Origin of the sequence: Hydrogenovibrio kuenenii DSM 12350, assembly GCF_000526715.1 — a bacterium.
Classification (GTDB): Bacteria; Pseudomonadota; Gammaproteobacteria; order Thiomicrospirales; family Thiomicrospiraceae; genus Hydrogenovibrio; species Hydrogenovibrio kuenenii.
Genome location: NZ_JAGP01000001.1, coordinates 2,319,207 through 2,332,564 on the forward strand (window position 1 = coordinate 2,319,207; position 13,358 = coordinate 2,332,564).

15 protein-coding genes are annotated in these 13,358 nt (G+C 44.0%); 8 read left to right on the forward strand and 7 right to left on the reverse strand.

What is annotated here, in order from left to right; all coding sequences use genetic code 11:
- Nucleotides 1-8 precede the first annotated feature (8 nt).
- A complete protein-coding gene (rlmD, locus tag N745_RS0110880) occupies nucleotides 9-1,241 on the reverse strand; it encodes a 23S rRNA (uracil(1939)-C(5))-methyltransferase RlmD (RefSeq protein WP_024852158.1) in 1,233 nt (410 codons plus the stop codon).
- A gap of 108 nt (nucleotides 1,242-1,349) precedes the next feature.
- Between rlmD and N745_RS0110885 the strand changes: the two genes are divergently transcribed.
- Nucleotides 1,350-1,967: an FMN-binding negative transcriptional regulator gene (locus tag N745_RS0110885; RefSeq protein WP_024852159.1), complete on the forward strand. Its 618-nt coding sequence runs from the start codon at nucleotides 1,350-1,352 to the stop codon at nucleotides 1,965-1,967.
- A gap of 12 nt (nucleotides 1,968-1,979) precedes the next feature.
- Nucleotides 1,980-2,561 carry a transglutaminase-like domain-containing protein gene (locus N745_RS0110890; protein WP_024852160.1) on the forward strand — a complete coding sequence of 194 codons (582 nt, stop codon included), beginning with the start codon at nucleotides 1,980-1,982 and terminating at the stop codon, nucleotides 2,559-2,561.
- 29 nt (nucleotides 2,562-2,590) lie between these two features.
- Here the strand turns inward: N745_RS0110890 and N745_RS0110895 are convergent, their stop codons facing one another.
- On the reverse strand, nucleotides 2,591-2,965 hold the full coding sequence (locus N745_RS0110895; RefSeq protein ID WP_024852161.1) for a winged helix-turn-helix transcriptional regulator: 375 nt from the start codon (nucleotides 2,963-2,965) through the stop codon (nucleotides 2,591-2,593).
- A gap of 137 nt (nucleotides 2,966-3,102) precedes the next feature.
- On the opposite strand from N745_RS0110895, the gene N745_RS0110900 reads away from it, so the two are divergent.
- The 6 genes from N745_RS0110900 (at nucleotide 3,103) to N745_RS0110925 (ending at nucleotide 8,646) form a co-directional block, all read left to right on the forward strand.
- The gene (locus N745_RS0110900) at nucleotides 3,103-3,738 is read left to right on the forward strand and encodes an NAD(P)H-dependent oxidoreductase (protein ID WP_024852162.1); all 636 of its coding nucleotides are present in this window, start codon (nucleotides 3,103-3,105) and stop codon (nucleotides 3,736-3,738) included.
- A gap of 175 nt (nucleotides 3,739-3,913) precedes the next feature.
- The gene (locus N745_RS12050) at nucleotides 3,914-5,254 is read left to right on the forward strand and encodes an alanine/glycine:cation symporter family protein (protein WP_038070740.1); all 1,341 of its coding nucleotides are present in this window, start codon (nucleotides 3,914-3,916) and stop codon (nucleotides 5,252-5,254) included.
- 33 nt (nucleotides 5,255-5,287) lie between these two features.
- A complete protein-coding gene (locus N745_RS0110910) occupies nucleotides 5,288-5,887 on the forward strand; it encodes an isochorismatase family protein (protein ID WP_024852163.1) in 600 nt (199 codons plus the stop codon).
- 116 nt (nucleotides 5,888-6,003) lie between these two features.
- Nucleotides 6,004-6,876, forward strand: a complete 873-nt coding sequence (locus N745_RS0110915) for a tetratricopeptide repeat protein (protein WP_024852164.1) — start codon at nucleotides 6,004-6,006, stop codon at nucleotides 6,874-6,876.
- Between the two features lie 35 nt (nucleotides 6,877-6,911).
- Complete coding sequence (locus N745_RS0110920) at nucleotides 6,912-7,748, forward strand: DUF6920 family protein (RefSeq protein WP_024852165.1); 837 nt, start codon at nucleotides 6,912-6,914, stop codon at nucleotides 7,746-7,748.
- Nucleotides 7,749-7,866: 118 nt separating this feature from the next.
- A complete protein-coding gene (locus N745_RS0110925) occupies nucleotides 7,867-8,646 on the forward strand; it encodes a dioxygenase family protein (protein ID WP_024852166.1) in 780 nt (259 codons plus the stop codon).
- Between the two features lie 4 nt (nucleotides 8,647-8,650).
- On the opposite strand, the gene N745_RS0110930 is transcribed toward N745_RS0110925, so the two are convergent.
- The 5 genes from N745_RS0110930 to rnpA form a co-directional block, all read right to left on the reverse strand.
- Nucleotides 8,651-9,079, reverse strand: coding sequence for a tautomerase family protein (locus tag N745_RS0110930; RefSeq protein ID WP_024852167.1), 429 nt, complete (start codon nucleotides 9,077-9,079; stop codon nucleotides 8,651-8,653).
- Nucleotides 9,080-9,217: 138 nt separating this feature from the next.
- On the reverse strand, nucleotides 9,218-10,606 hold the full coding sequence (gene mnmE, locus N745_RS0110935; RefSeq protein ID WP_024852168.1) for a tRNA uridine-5-carboxymethylaminomethyl(34) synthesis GTPase MnmE: 1,389 nt from the start codon (nucleotides 10,604-10,606) through the stop codon (nucleotides 9,218-9,220).
- A gap of 95 nt (nucleotides 10,607-10,701) precedes the next feature.
- Nucleotides 10,702-11,046, reverse strand: coding sequence for a hypothetical protein (locus N745_RS0110940; RefSeq protein ID WP_024852169.1), 345 nt, complete (start codon nucleotides 11,044-11,046; stop codon nucleotides 10,702-10,704).
- A gap of 12 nt (nucleotides 11,047-11,058) precedes the next feature.
- On the reverse strand, nucleotides 11,059-12,717 hold the full coding sequence (gene yidC, locus N745_RS0110945) for a membrane protein insertase YidC (protein WP_024852170.1): 1,659 nt from the start codon (nucleotides 12,715-12,717) through the stop codon (nucleotides 11,059-11,061).
- 71 nt (nucleotides 12,718-12,788) lie between these two features.
- Complete coding sequence (rnpA, locus tag N745_RS12055) at nucleotides 12,789-13,355, reverse strand: ribonuclease P protein component (RefSeq protein ID WP_024852171.1); 567 nt, start codon at nucleotides 13,353-13,355, stop codon at nucleotides 12,789-12,791.
- Nucleotides 13,356-13,358: the final 3 nt, after the last annotated feature.

The window sequence follows — 13,358 nt, forward strand, 5'->3', positions numbered from 1 at the left end:
TTCAATCTCTAAAAACGAAACACACCCGGTGATTTTTTCTTCGCAGTTTTTTTGGTTTTGACCAATTGCACCATGACTTCGGCATGAGACGTATGCGGGAACATATCCATAAATCCAGCTTTACGAATTTGGTAGCCTTGCTTTTCTAAAAGCTGAACATCACGAATCAGTGTCGATTCATTACAGGAAACATAGACGATAATTTGGGCATTAAGTTTACCCATTTGCTGACAGATCGACATGGCACCTTGTCGGCCTGGGTCGAGCAACACGCGATCATAGGTTTGATGATGGAACCAGTGAAAATCATTAGCGGAGTCAAACAAATCAGCTTTGTAAAAGTCTGCATTTGGCAGGCTGTTTTTCTTGGCATTTCTTTGTGCAAAATCTACCAGGCTGGGGTCACCTTCCACACCAACCACTTTCGACACTGTTTGTGCAATCGGTAGGGTGAAATTCCCCACGCCACAAAATAAATCCAATACGGAATGGTTTGATTCAAGCTGTAACCATTCCAAGGCTTGCGCGACCATTTTTTGGTTGATCTCCGCATTGACCTGAATAAACCCATCTTTTGGAAAATCAAATACCAAATCATCCAAAGTGTAGTGTGCTTTGGTACTGGTTTCATCATCTGACCAAAGCATTACAGGTTGGGTTTTAGGCAGTGTTGACTCAACCAAGGTAACTTCTTTTAGAGAACGACTCGCCACAGGTAAACACTGCTCACGTTTCACGTGTAACGCTGCATTCATTTCATCGGTGAGTAGTGGACAGGACTCAATATCCACCATCTCACTTGATGCTTTAGCGCGAAAACCAAACTTAGCGACTTTATCGGTTTTGTGTTTGCCGTAAACAAAACGCGCGCGGCGACGGTAACCTTTGTTTTCTCCGATTAAAGGGTCGGCAATTTTGCATTTCTTGGCATCCACCGCCTTAATCAAGGCATTGAGAAAACGCTTGGCCTTCCATTCGCGTTGCGCTGCAATATCAACATGCTGCAACTGACAACCACCACACTCATTATAGACAGGACAAAAAGGTTCAACCCGGTGCTCCGATGAGGTTTTCACCTCCACCAACGCGGCTTCGTCATAGGTTTTTTGCGATTGCATTATCCTTGCCGAAACGATATCGCCGGGAATTGCACCTTCTATAAAGATCGTTTTGCCATCAACGCGCCCTATGCCACGACCATCATGAGAAAGGTCGGTGATTTCTATCTGTTCAATTATCATAGTTCTGTATCTTAAAAAATTAGAGAAATTATAGCCTATCTTCTAGAATAGGGTTCTGACACCTGAATTTACACAGCCATAAAATCAACCGAATCTGCTGGAGTGACTATGTACGTTCCCGATGACTTTGCGGAATACGATCAAGACAAGATTATGGCTTTGACGCGCCAGTACCCGTTTGCGATGTTGGTCACCACTGACCAAGGTGAACCTTATGTCACTCACTTGCCTTTAACCTACGAGCCAACTAATGATGAAAACGGGAAAGGAAAGGTTATCGGTCATATGGCACGTAGCAACCCACAATGGCAACATTTGGCGGAAGGGCAACGTGCACTGGTTGTGTTTGAAGGCCCACACGCTTATATCTCGCCCACTTGGTACCAAAGCCCGGGCGTGCCAACTTGGAATTATGCCGTTGTGCATCTGCGTGGACAAGCCAACCTGATTGAGGATGCAGATCGTTTGAATGCCATGTTAGACGACCTGATTACCACACATGAACCGACGTTGCCACAGCCCTGGCAAGAAAACGTGCCTGCGGACAAACAGGACATGCTGCTGAAAATGATTGTGGGATTTGAAATCGAAGTGACAGACATCTCCGCGAAATTCAAACTGAACCAAAACCGATCGGCAGCGGATAGAGCGAACGTCATCACCACACTTGCCGCCTCCGACAACTCTTTAGATAACGGTATTGCAGAACTGATGAAATCTTTGTGATAGGCAAAAAACATGAAAGCTTACTTAATTTCTTCAAACATCATTGATTGGGATCATCCAGAGGTTTTAGCGAAAGCCAAGCAGCTTTCCAAGCATCTGAAAACCGATACCGAAGTTGCCAAAGCCTGCTTTGAGTTTGTGCGCGATGAAATAGCGCACAGTTGGGATTTCAAATGCAACCCGATAACCTGCAAGGCTTCGGATGTTTTGGAATACGGTACGGGTTATTGTTATGCCAAAAGTCATTTATTGGCAGCCTTACTCAGAGCAAATGGGATTCCCGCTGGGTTGTGTTATCAACGCCTGACGATTAATGACGAAACACCGCCTTTTTGCCTGCATGGGCTGAATGCGGTTTTTTTAGAAGATTACGGTTGGTATCGCATTGACGCGCGAGGCAATAAACCAGGAGTGAATGCACAGTTTTGTCCGCCGGATGAACAATTGGCGTTTCCGATACAGATAGAAGGTGAAATGGATTTACCCGATATTTATGCTGACCCGCTACCCCAAGTGATTGAAACCCTGACGACCTATTCAACTTACTTAGAAGTCTCAGAACACCTACCGGACATCAACCCAGATAAGTTCTGACACCCCTGCCTGGCAGATTTTCGCTGGTTTTAAGCGGTTTGCACTTTGTCTTCTGCTTGCCTTTCGACAATATAGTTTTCTCCCCATTGATAAAGCGATTCCAATATCGGAATTAACTTTTCGCCTTGCTCCGTAAGGGTATACTCCACTTTTGGCGGCACTACAGGATAGACAGTTCGATAAACGATGCCTTCCTCTTCCAGTTCTCGTAATTTCTGCGTCAGCATTTTTTGTGTGATGCTTGGTATTAATCGGCATAATTCACTATTACGCTTAGTGCCGGATTGTAAGAACCACAAAATAAGCCCTTTCCACTTTCCATCTAACACATCAATTGCTACCTGAAACGCGCAATTGTAAACTTGGTTGTTGATATGAATTTCGCAGGGTTTCGATTGAGACATAGGTTTTTCTCGCTTTATAGTTACTTTTTGGTAAGTATAGTACAAAAAAGTGCATTCTTATTATTTTGTCTCAATGATGTTAGCATGTCGCTACTTACTAATTTTTAACGTTACTGAACCAAACAAAGGATTTAATTATGACCACACTCACTTCAGCGCAAGATGCCTTTATGCACGCCATTCACGAACGATATGCTGTGAAATCTTTTGACCCAACACAAAAAATTGATAGTGACACACTGACGAAAATTCTCGAAGTAGGACAATATTCTCCAACCTCTTTTGGTCTTGAGTTTACGCGCTTTATCGTGATTCGTGATCAAGCCGTCAAAGACGCTTTAAAACCTCATTGCGGTAACCAACCGCAAATCGATACTTGTAGCGATTTGGTAATTTTTGTTAGCCGTACCGATGTTGAACCGGAATCTGAATATGTTCATCAACAATTTGGCCGCTGGGGACTGGACGAAACGAGTTTTGCTGGGCTGATGGATTTCTACTCTTTTTATATGAGTCAATTCAACGAGCAAACTGCGCCTTATTGGGCAGGGAAACAAGCTTATATCGCCCTGGGGAATATGATGACAGCAGCACAAATGCTCGGTGTAGGGTCTTGTCCGATTGAAGGGTTCATGAAAAGTGAAGTCATGGAGGTACTCGACTTAAACCCACAAGAATACAACCTACACGTCATCATGGCGCTTGGTACACCTAACGATACTAAACGCCCTAAATACCGTTTACCTCTTGAAGAGTTGGTTTCCTATCGTTAAGACGATTGCGCCATGGCGTTGGCTACCTTAGTAGCCTAACGCTACCTAAACCACTTATCCAGCCTGCCAAAACTAGACAAATACCTTTAGACACGGTATTTTGTACAGTAATTTACTTTTCCTAGCGCACCGTTGCGCATGTTTCTAATCAAAATATATCTCTTCGGGAGCGACTATGGACGCCATCAATCACCTACTCTCCACTCTGAGCAGTTGGGTTTGGGGACCTGTTATGCTGGTTTTATTACTTGGCACAGGCATTTACCTAACCATTCGTTTAAAATTCTTGCCTCTGCGCAATCTTGGCTATGCATTCAACCTTGTTTGGAAAGGCCGACACTCTACAGAAGAGGGTGATGTGCCACCTTCAAGCGCCTTAATGATGGCGCTATCTTCCACTGTGGGAACCGGAAATATAGCGGGTGTAGCCGCAGCACTCTTTATCGGTGGACCGGGAGCGATTTTCTGGATGTGGATGACTGCTCTGGTCGGTATGGCAACCAAATACAGTGAAGCCGTATTAGCGGTAAATTACCGTGAGGTGGATGAAGAAGGTCGCCATGTTGGTGGCCCGATGTATTACATCAAAAACGGTATGGGCGAAAAGTGGAAACCGCTTGCGTTTGCTTTTGCTACTTTCGGCACCATTGCGGCTTTCGGTATCGGTAATATGGTACAAGCCAATGCGGTTGCGGGTGCGATGGAAAGCGCTTTTCACCTCAATAACCAAATCACTGGTTTGATTTTGATGGGGCTAGTCGGCTTGGTATTGTTTGGGGGCATTCAACGCATTGCTCACACGGCAACGGCATTGGTGCCTTTGATGGCGGTACTGTATATCGGATTTGCCCTGTTTATTCTTTTCACCCACGCTGACCAATTGCCTTATGCCTTTAGCACCATTATTGACAGCGCATTTACTGGCACCGCTGCCGCGGGTGGCTTTGCTGGCGCGAGTATTATCCTAGCGATTCAATTTGGTGTGGCACGTGGTGTGTTTTCCAATGAAGCCGGCTTGGGAACAGCGCCTATCGCTCATGCAGCTTCACAAACCAAAAGTCCTGTGCGCCAAGGTCATATTGCGATGTTGGGTACGTTTATCGACACCATTATCATCTGTACCATGACCGCCTTGGTGATTATGGTTACGCATACTTGGCAGAGTGGTGAAACCGGTTCAGCCTTAACCTCATTAGCCTTCACCAAAGGGCTAGGCTCAGACTTTGGGGCGATTGTCGTCGCGGTCAGTTTATCGCTTTTCGCCTTTACCACGCTGGTTGGCTGGAGTTACTACGGTGAACGTTGCGCCGAGTATATTCTGGGTGTTAAATTATTGAAACCTTATCGAGTACTTTGGGTACTGGCGGTATTTGCTGGCGCAGCACTTTCAGATTACTTCAATACAGTCTTAATTTTGGCGGATGTGTTAAATGCTTTAATGGCAATTCCTAACCTGATTGCTTTGTTGGTTTTATCTCCGGTTATCATCCAACTGACACGCGCCTATCAAAAATAGTGCGTTGTCTTTAATCATAAAAAGGGACTGACTATGATTACTGACCTAGACACGAACACCGCTTTGGTTCTCATTGACCTGCAACAGGGCATTTTAGAAGTGGCGGCTCATGCGCATGCAGCTCAACCCGACAAATTGGCGGGGATGAGCAGCATTCCTCAAGTGCTGGACAACGCGGCTAAGTTGATAACCGCTTTCCGAAAAAAGGGACTGCCGATTGTCATCGTGAACGTCAACAGCTATGGCGAGGCGTGGACGAAAACCCGCAAAGACAATCCTCTCAGCGGCACGCAACCACCCAGCGAAAACTACCTGAAAATTGTCGATGACCTTCCCACGGATGAAAATGATATTTTCATCACCAAACATTCTTGGAGCGCGTTTTTCAACACAGGTTTGCATGAAAAGCTGCAAAAAAGACAAGTGACCAATATCGTGCTTGGCGGTGTTGCCACCAGTATCGGTGTGGAAGGCACTGCTCGCGATGCCAGTGTACTTGGCTATAACCTTAGTTTTGTCTCAGATGCTATGTCGGATTTTACGACAGAAGCACACCACCACACCATAACTCGCATCTTTCCACGTATTGGTGAGACGGGTACAACAGAAGCAGTCTTAGCGAAGCTAGGCTAACCACTATTTTGTCTGCGGATACTTGCCAAGTGTCTATGATGATCATAACAAACCCTTATCCAACTACATTTCACTCAGCGATATAATGACTCTATCTTAATTTTCGGAGTGACATCATGAGTCAGCAAAACACTTATATTTTTGAAGTGTCGGAGAACAACTTCGACCAAATCGTATTAGAAAACTCAAACAAATTACCAGTATTCGTCGAGTTTATGGACCCAAGTATTGGCTCATGCATCGCGATGGAACATACACTATCTAACTTGGCAAAAACCTATGCGGGACAATTTATTTTTGCGACTTTAGATATCGGTCTTTATCCAGAAATGGCAGCAAGATTCAAAATGATCAATGTGCCGTCTTTACTCATCTTTAAAGACAATACATTAGTTCAGACCGAAGTCGGTTTGATGGAACAAGACGAATTGATTACCTTATTAAGATCCCATGGTATTTTTAAGGCGTCTGATGATTTACGCGCACAGGCTCGTGAAAAACATCTGTCAGGTGACACGCCAGCAGCGATTCAACTGCTAACAGAAGCGATTCAAAAGGATCCTGGCAATACGCTGGTTGCGATGGACATGATTCAAGTCATGCTAGATATCGACCTGTTGGATCAAGCCTTAGCTCTGTTCAATAAATTACCGAATATCGACAAAGAAACTGAACTGGGTCGAGCGTTGGTCGGGCAAATCACCTTTAAGCAACTGGCTGCCAAAACAGACGGAAAAACTGCATTGTTGGAACGCCTGTCTCGCGACTTGCACGACCATGATGCTCGCTTTGATTTGGCGATCTGCTTAGTGGCCGAGCACAACTATCCCCAAGCCATGGAAAACCTATTTGAGATTTTGATAGAAGAACCGGAATACAAGCAAGGCGCCGCTCATGAAATGATTGTAAACTTAGTCAATATGCTGGAACCTAATGACCCTGAAACGGCACAAGCCTTCCGTCGACGCTTGGGGACTATGCTAAGCTAACAAGAACAACGACGCTTGCACTTGGGAGAAACGTGATGAAACCCATTTTCATTTTTCTATTGATTGTTTCAGTATTACTTTTCTTCTTTTGGCGAGCACAGTCAAAGTGGGTTCACTTTACAGACTCGCAAGTCAAACAAATCACAAACGACCCTTTGGATGAGCAGACTTCTGTCAATTTAGAAGAAGTCAGCTCACTGCCACCTATCGTACAAAAGTACTTTCATCTGGTACTGAAAAACAATGCCCCGATTATCCAAAAAGCACATGTCTCTCAAATAGGGGGGTTTAGAGCCAAACCGGAATTAAAAGATTGGTCACCGATGAAAGCAGAGCAGTACTTTTCAACAACCCAGCCTGGCTTTTTTTGGCAAGCAAAAATCCAGATGCTACCGGGCCTCAACATCCATGTTTGCGATGCGTTTTTGAATGGAAAAGGCTATACAAAAGGAGTGCTGGCAAAGGTCATACCGATCATCGATGCTCATGACCGCCCGGAACTCAATCAAGGGGCTTTTCAGCGTTATCTTGCTGAAGCGGTATGGTTTCCGACAGCACTCTTACCAAGCCAAGGTGTTCAGTGGCAAGCAGTAGATGAATTTCATGCATTAGCAACTCTGTCTTTAGGGCAAACGAAAGTCTCCCTAACTTTTGAGTTCAACCCAAAAGGGGAAATCATTTCCTCCTATACGCCAAACAGATACAGGGAAGTCGCTGGCGATTTTGTACCCACACCATGGCAAGGAAAATATGCGGACTACATACAGGTCGGTGATTACAAAGTTCCGAAACATGGTGAAGTTGAATGGCACTTGCCTGATCAAACCTATCCCTATTTTCAAGCAGATATCGATCACATTCAATTTGAATAATCCCATTTAATGATTCTAGGTTTCAGGCTTTAGTCACCCTTTTACAACAGCTAAACATTGCCTTCAATGAGGCTTATTCATAAGATAGAAATCTCAGCTATCTTAAAAGAGATTTGAAATGACTCAGAAAGCCCCTGTGATGTTTGTCAGCCATGGTGCACCGACCTATGCACTTGATCCTGGAAAAGCTGGCGCATCACTCAAACAGGCATTGCCTTCTTTTCAAGACGTCAAGGCAGTGATTCTACTGTCCGCTCACTGGATTTCCAATAAACAGGAAGTGATGAGCGCAAGCCATCCGACCACTATCCATGACTTTGGTGGCTTTCCTGACGAGCTGTATCAAATTGAATACCCGGCACCGGGCGATACCGAGCTAGCTGGACAAATCCAAACTGTGCTCAAAGACGCAGGCATCGCCTCCACACTCAATGACAGCCGAGGGTTTGACCACGGCGCATGGGTGCCGATGCTGCATCTGTTCCCAAACGCAACTATGCCGATTGTCCAAATCTCGATAGATAGACATCTTACTCACCAGCAGCTTTTTCAACTGGGTCAAACGCTGAAGCATTTAAGAGGTGAGGGGGTAGCGATCATCGGCTCGGGCAGCCTGACACATAATCTACGCGATGTTCGCTGGGGAGAAACCGAGGCTTTGCCCTATGTTTTGAGGTTCCAACAAAGCATCAAACAGTACTTGCAGTCTAATGACTTTGATATGCTCATCAACCATGCCGAGCATATTGGAGATTTTAACCAAGCACACCCGACAGATGATCATTACCTACCACTCGTATTTGCATTGGGTTGTGTTGAGGAAACAGATACTTTCGAGGTTTTAGAAGGGGGTATCGAATTTGGTGCCTTGTCGATGGACTCTTATCTTTGGCATTGACGCTTTAGCTAAGCAGTTTTCTTAGGTTCGCCATAGAATAAATCTGACCTGCACCACCCCAATTGCCTTCTTCCACTTCGTGAATCATCACCCACACCCGCGCAGCATTAAACATATTGTGGTCCGAATCTTCTAAGTCCAGTACAGCACCAGTAAGTTTCCGAGTCAGAATTTCTTTCTTTTCCGCTGTGAGCGTGTTGGCAAAAACAGTTACATCAAACAAATAATGCGGGTGTGCCTGCATCGGCTCTCCACCGATATAAAAAGCGTTTTTCGGATGGGTTTGGATATAACTCCAAGTCAAACGACGGGCTTTGGGGTTAGTTGCCATGCCTTCTAAAGTAAGTAAAATATCGGCTGCTTGTTTGGCTAGCTCTGCTTGCTGAGGCTCTGTTAAAGCATCTTCTGGTAGGGTAATGTTGATCAACGGCATGACTAACTCCGGCTAGATTATTTATCATTAGCATACAACAAACAGATGACGAAAAAGTGACTTAGCTTGGATTAAGCGTTACCCAGCCTGGCAGATTTTAATAAACGAATGACTGAATGAAAAAGTGAAATGGATTTTTTATTTGCCGATGCAGAAGGAAGTGAAGATACGTCCCAATAGGTCATCAGAAGTGAATTGTCCTGTGATTTCAGACAAGGCGTTTTGCGCTTGGCGTAGGTCTTCTGCCAACAGCTCACCTGCCGCATAACTTTCCAACTGTTGCTGACCCGTCTCGACAAAATGCAATGCAGTTTGCAAGGCTTCAAGATGACGCTTACGTGCCATGAATACACCTTCTTCAGTTTGTGCATAACCCATTGCTGTTTTGAGGTGCTGCTTGAGCAAATCAATACCAAGCTGTTGTTTGGCAGACAACCAAACCACGGTTTCTTCATGCCCCATGAGTTGCATGCTCTCGCCATGTTCATCGGTTGATTGAAGCTTTGGTTCTAAATCCATCAAATCGATTTTATTACGAATCAACGTGAGCGGAATGCGCTTTGGCAGTTTATCCAAAATAGCTTGGTCTTCAGGGTCAATCTCTTCGGAAGCTTGTACAACCACCAAAATACGATCAGCTTCTTCAATCGCTGCCCAGGCACGTTGAATACCGATTTGTTCAACCTGATCCGTCGCTTCACGCAACCCTGCCGTATCCAGAATGTGCAACGGCATACCATCAATTTGGATTTCTTCTCGCACAATATCACGTGTGGTACCGGCAATGTCCGTTACGATTGCGGACTCTTTACCGGATAACGCATTCAATAAGCTGGATTTACCCGCGTTCGGACGCCCAAGAATCACCACGGACATCCCTTCTCTCAACAATACACCTTGCTGAGCGGATTGGAAAACTCGATGCAGTTGATCAAGGATATGTTGTAGCTGACCAGCCACTTTACCATCTGATAAAAAGTCGATTTCTTCTTCAGGAAAATCAATCGCCGCTTCCACAAAAATACGCAATTGAATCAGCTGTTCAACCAAGTCGGTGACTTGTGCCGAAAACTCACCTTGCAAAGAACGTAGGGCGGATTTTGCGGCTTGTTGAGAAGAGGCATCGATTAAATCTGCAATGGCTTCGGCTTGTGCCAAATCCAATTTATCATTCAAAAAGGCTTGTTTTGAAAACTCCCCCGGCTCAGCCAAGCGCGCGCCAAGTGAAACAACTCTATCCAACAACCACTGCAAAACCACGGGGCCACCATGCCCTTGCAGTTCCAAAACATCTTCACCAGTAAAGGAGTTAGGATTGGGGAAGAACAATGCAATCCCCTGATCTAAGGCATGACCTTTTTCATCCAAAAAATCACCATAGTGCGCATAACGTGGCTTGGGTGTTTTGCCCAATACAGCTTCTGCTATAGCTAAAGCTTTTGAGCCGGATACACGCACGATACCAACTCCACCTCGTCCTGGTGCGGTAGCAATAGCGGCAATGGTGTCTTGATTGGATAGGTTCATCAGTATCTTTGTGTGTTGTTTGCGTTCATTATATTCCACTGAAACAAAAATCGCCCTCAATGAGGGCGATTTCAGTTCTGGAAATACATTAAGTATTAAGCGACGATTTGATATTCCGTCGTTTCAAAGTCAGAGATAAATGGCTTTTCCTTATAAAAAGCCAATGTCTTTTCCAGTTTCTTTTTGGACTTGAAGGTCATTTCTTCAGCTTCACCATTCACCTTGAAGGTCAACACATACAGAGTTTGTGTATCAGGTTTACCAGCAGGCTTTGAAGCTTCCGATTTGTCTGCTGTATTGGCAGCTTGCCCAGCAGTGACTATTGGCAAATAACCCTCTGCCGTTTTATAACAGACTGGTTGCATACCGTCCATCACCTTGTATTCGGCTTTGCCGTACATAGGATCGTCTTGTCCAAGTTTTTCGTAGGATAAATGCATCTGTCTAACCTCTTATTTCTCTTCGCCAGCAGCAATCTTCTTGGTGATGTACCATTGTTGCGTTACTGACAATACGTTATTCACTACCCAATATAGAACCAAACCAGCAGGGAAGAACATAAAGAAGACGGTGAAGATAAATGGCAACAGCTTCATCACTTTTTGCTGCATTTCGTCCATCATCGCCGATGGATTCAATTTTTGTTGTACCCACATAGAAATCCCCATCAAGACTGGCAAGATGAAATAAGGATCTTTTGCTGATAAATCTTGAATCCACAGCATCCAAGGTGCTTGACGCATTTCGGCAGAGTAAAGCAGTACCCAGTAAAGTGCGATGAATACCGGCATCTGTACTAGAATTGGTAAACAACCACCCAGAGGATTAATCTTCTCTTCTTTATAAAGCTTCATTAATTTTTGTTGGAAAACAGCTTTATCATCACCATAGTTTTCTTTCAATTGCTTCATTTTTGGTTGGAATTTCTTTAAACGAGCCATTGAACGATAAGACGTTTCTGACAGTTTATAGAACAAAGCTTTAATCAAAATGGTTAAGAAAATAATTGACCAACCCCAGTTACCGACAACACTATGGATTTTCTCCAGCAACCAGAAAATAGGTTTAGCGATAATCGTCAACACGCCATAATCTACCGTCAATTCTAGACCTGGCGCAATAGACTTCAATTTATCTTGAATGATTGGCCCAGCATATAATTGGGTATTCAAAGTGCCTGATTGTCCAGGCTTAACTTCGACCATCGGTTCAACAACACCAACAGAATATTGATCATGCCCTAAAGATTTCGCATAGAAACTGTTTTTTGCTTTTTGGTTAGGAATAACAGCAGCAATAAAGTAATGCTGAATCATCGCACCCCAGCCACCAGTAGCTGTTTGATCGTTTATTGGCTGCTTTTTCAAGTCATCAAACTTGTGCTTGTTGTATTTGTTTTCAGCATTACCGTCATACAATACTGGGCCCGTATAGGTATACATCATACGGTTATGATATGGGTCATTTGATGAACGCTTAAGTTGCGAGTAAAGACTTCCAGACCAATCTTGCTTGGATGCGTTTTCGACCTTGTAATCAACCTTAATCAAATACTTACCTTTGGTGAAAGTATAGGTCTTAGTGACTCGGATACCATCTTTTTCCCAATACATCGGTACTGAAAGCGTATTGCCAGTCATTACATAATTATTTTTTGCAACCTGGTAAAGAGATTTGTGCGTTGGTGCAGGCAGTGTTGCTTTAGGTGCTAAAGCAATACCGTTTTGCGCAATATAAAACAAATCGCCTTTGTCGCTCATTAATTTGAAAGGCTTAGTATGATCATGTTGCGCAGCATATTTTAATAAACTGACATCACGAATATCACCACCTTCAGTATCGAGGGTAATATCAAAAACATCTGTTTTTACATGAACACTCTGACCAGAAGCCAAGGTTGGCTTCATAGCAGGTACATCAGCCCCTTTCACCGCAGGAACGTCACCTGGCGCTGTCGGCTGATTTGCCGTAGGGACGCTATTGTCAGATGCCGGGGTGCTTTGCTGAATCGCCTCAGGTTGTGATTTTGCATGTTGGAATTGCGTCCACTGCAACCAGATCCACAATAGGGTAAAAGCTAAAGCTAACCACCAAAAAGATCGCATGTTCATTTTAGTTTGTTCCTGTTTATCTTTGTGTCTATGACTTATTTAAATTTCAATATTCTGTGCAGCAAGTTCGATCAACTTCGTTTATCTTGTCTACCACCGTTGGTAGAAGAACGACGTTTTTCAATCGGGCGTTTTTTTCCATCTTTTAATCCGCTGCTACTGATTTTCCGGATTAAATGGGCAAAACTTTTGTTCAGTGTCGCATTATCAATTTCTTGCATGCCGCGACGACTCAAAACCACAATATCATACCCGCTTAATGCCTGTTTATGTTGACGAAATAACTCTCGTGCCAATCTTTTTATTCGATTTCGCCAAACAGCTCTACTGAGTTGTTTTTTGGCTATCGCCAACCCCATACGAGGATAAAGCTTTTTATTAGGGCGAACAATTAAGGTCCAATGACGATTAGCGAATTTTTCGGCATCCGCAAAAACATACTGAAAATCATTCGGCGATAATAAACGAAAGGCTTTTGGAAAAGTATTTAACGATAGGTCGAATAAGGCAGGGTTATTCAAGTCTTGCTCGGAAGGGACTTCCGTTTCATCAGGTGAGGGTAAATTTTGATGAGTTAAATTTTGAGGTTCATAGGAATCTGCATTTAACTCATCAGAATTATGTCGCTTTTCAATCATTTA

Excerpts from the sequence above, each read along its gene's own strand:
- N745_RS0110885 (WP_024852159.1), top strand. The coding sequence starts at position 1,350 with ATGTACGTTCCCGATGACTTTGCGGAATACGATCAAGACAAGATTATG.
- N745_RS0110915 (WP_024852164.1), top strand. The coding sequence starts at position 6,004 with ATGAGTCAGCAAAACACTTATATTTTTGAAGTGTCGGAGAACAACTTC.
- yidC (WP_024852170.1), bottom strand. The coding sequence starts at position 12,717 with ATGAACATGCGATCTTTTTGGTGGTTAGCTTTAGCTTTTACCCTATTG.
- N745_RS0110940 (WP_024852169.1), bottom strand. The coding sequence starts at position 11,046 with ATGCATTTATCCTACGAAAAACTTGGACAAGACGATCCTATGTACGGC.
- N745_RS0110910 (WP_024852163.1), top strand. The coding sequence starts at position 5,288 with ATGATTACTGACCTAGACACGAACACCGCTTTGGTTCTCATTGACCTG.
- N745_RS0110895 (WP_024852161.1), bottom strand. The coding sequence starts at position 2,965 with ATGTCTCAATCGAAACCCTGCGAAATTCATATCAACAACCAAGTTTAC.
- N745_RS0110930 (WP_024852167.1), bottom strand. The coding sequence starts at position 9,079 with ATGCCGTTGATCAACATTACCCTACCAGAAGATGCTTTAACAGAGCCT.
- N745_RS0110890 (WP_024852160.1), top strand. The coding sequence starts at position 1,980 with ATGAAAGCTTACTTAATTTCTTCAAACATCATTGATTGGGATCATCCA.
- rnpA (WP_024852171.1), bottom strand. The coding sequence starts at position 13,355 with ATGATTGAAAAGCGACATAATTCTGATGAGTTAAATGCAGATTCCTAT.
- mnmE (WP_024852168.1), bottom strand. The coding sequence starts at position 10,606 with ATGAACCTATCCAATCAAGACACCATTGCCGCTATTGCTACCGCACCA.
- N745_RS12050 (WP_038070740.1), top strand. The coding sequence starts at position 3,914 with ATGGACGCCATCAATCACCTACTCTCCACTCTGAGCAGTTGGGTTTGG.
- N745_RS0110900 (WP_024852162.1), top strand. The coding sequence starts at position 3,103 with ATGACCACACTCACTTCAGCGCAAGATGCCTTTATGCACGCCATTCAC.
- N745_RS0110925 (WP_024852166.1), top strand. The coding sequence starts at position 7,867 with ATGACTCAGAAAGCCCCTGTGATGTTTGTCAGCCATGGTGCACCGACC.
- N745_RS0110920 (WP_024852165.1), top strand. The coding sequence starts at position 6,912 with ATGAAACCCATTTTCATTTTTCTATTGATTGTTTCAGTATTACTTTTC.
- rlmD (WP_024852158.1), bottom strand. The coding sequence starts at position 1,241 with ATGATAATTGAACAGATAGAAATCACCGACCTTTCTCATGATGGTCGT.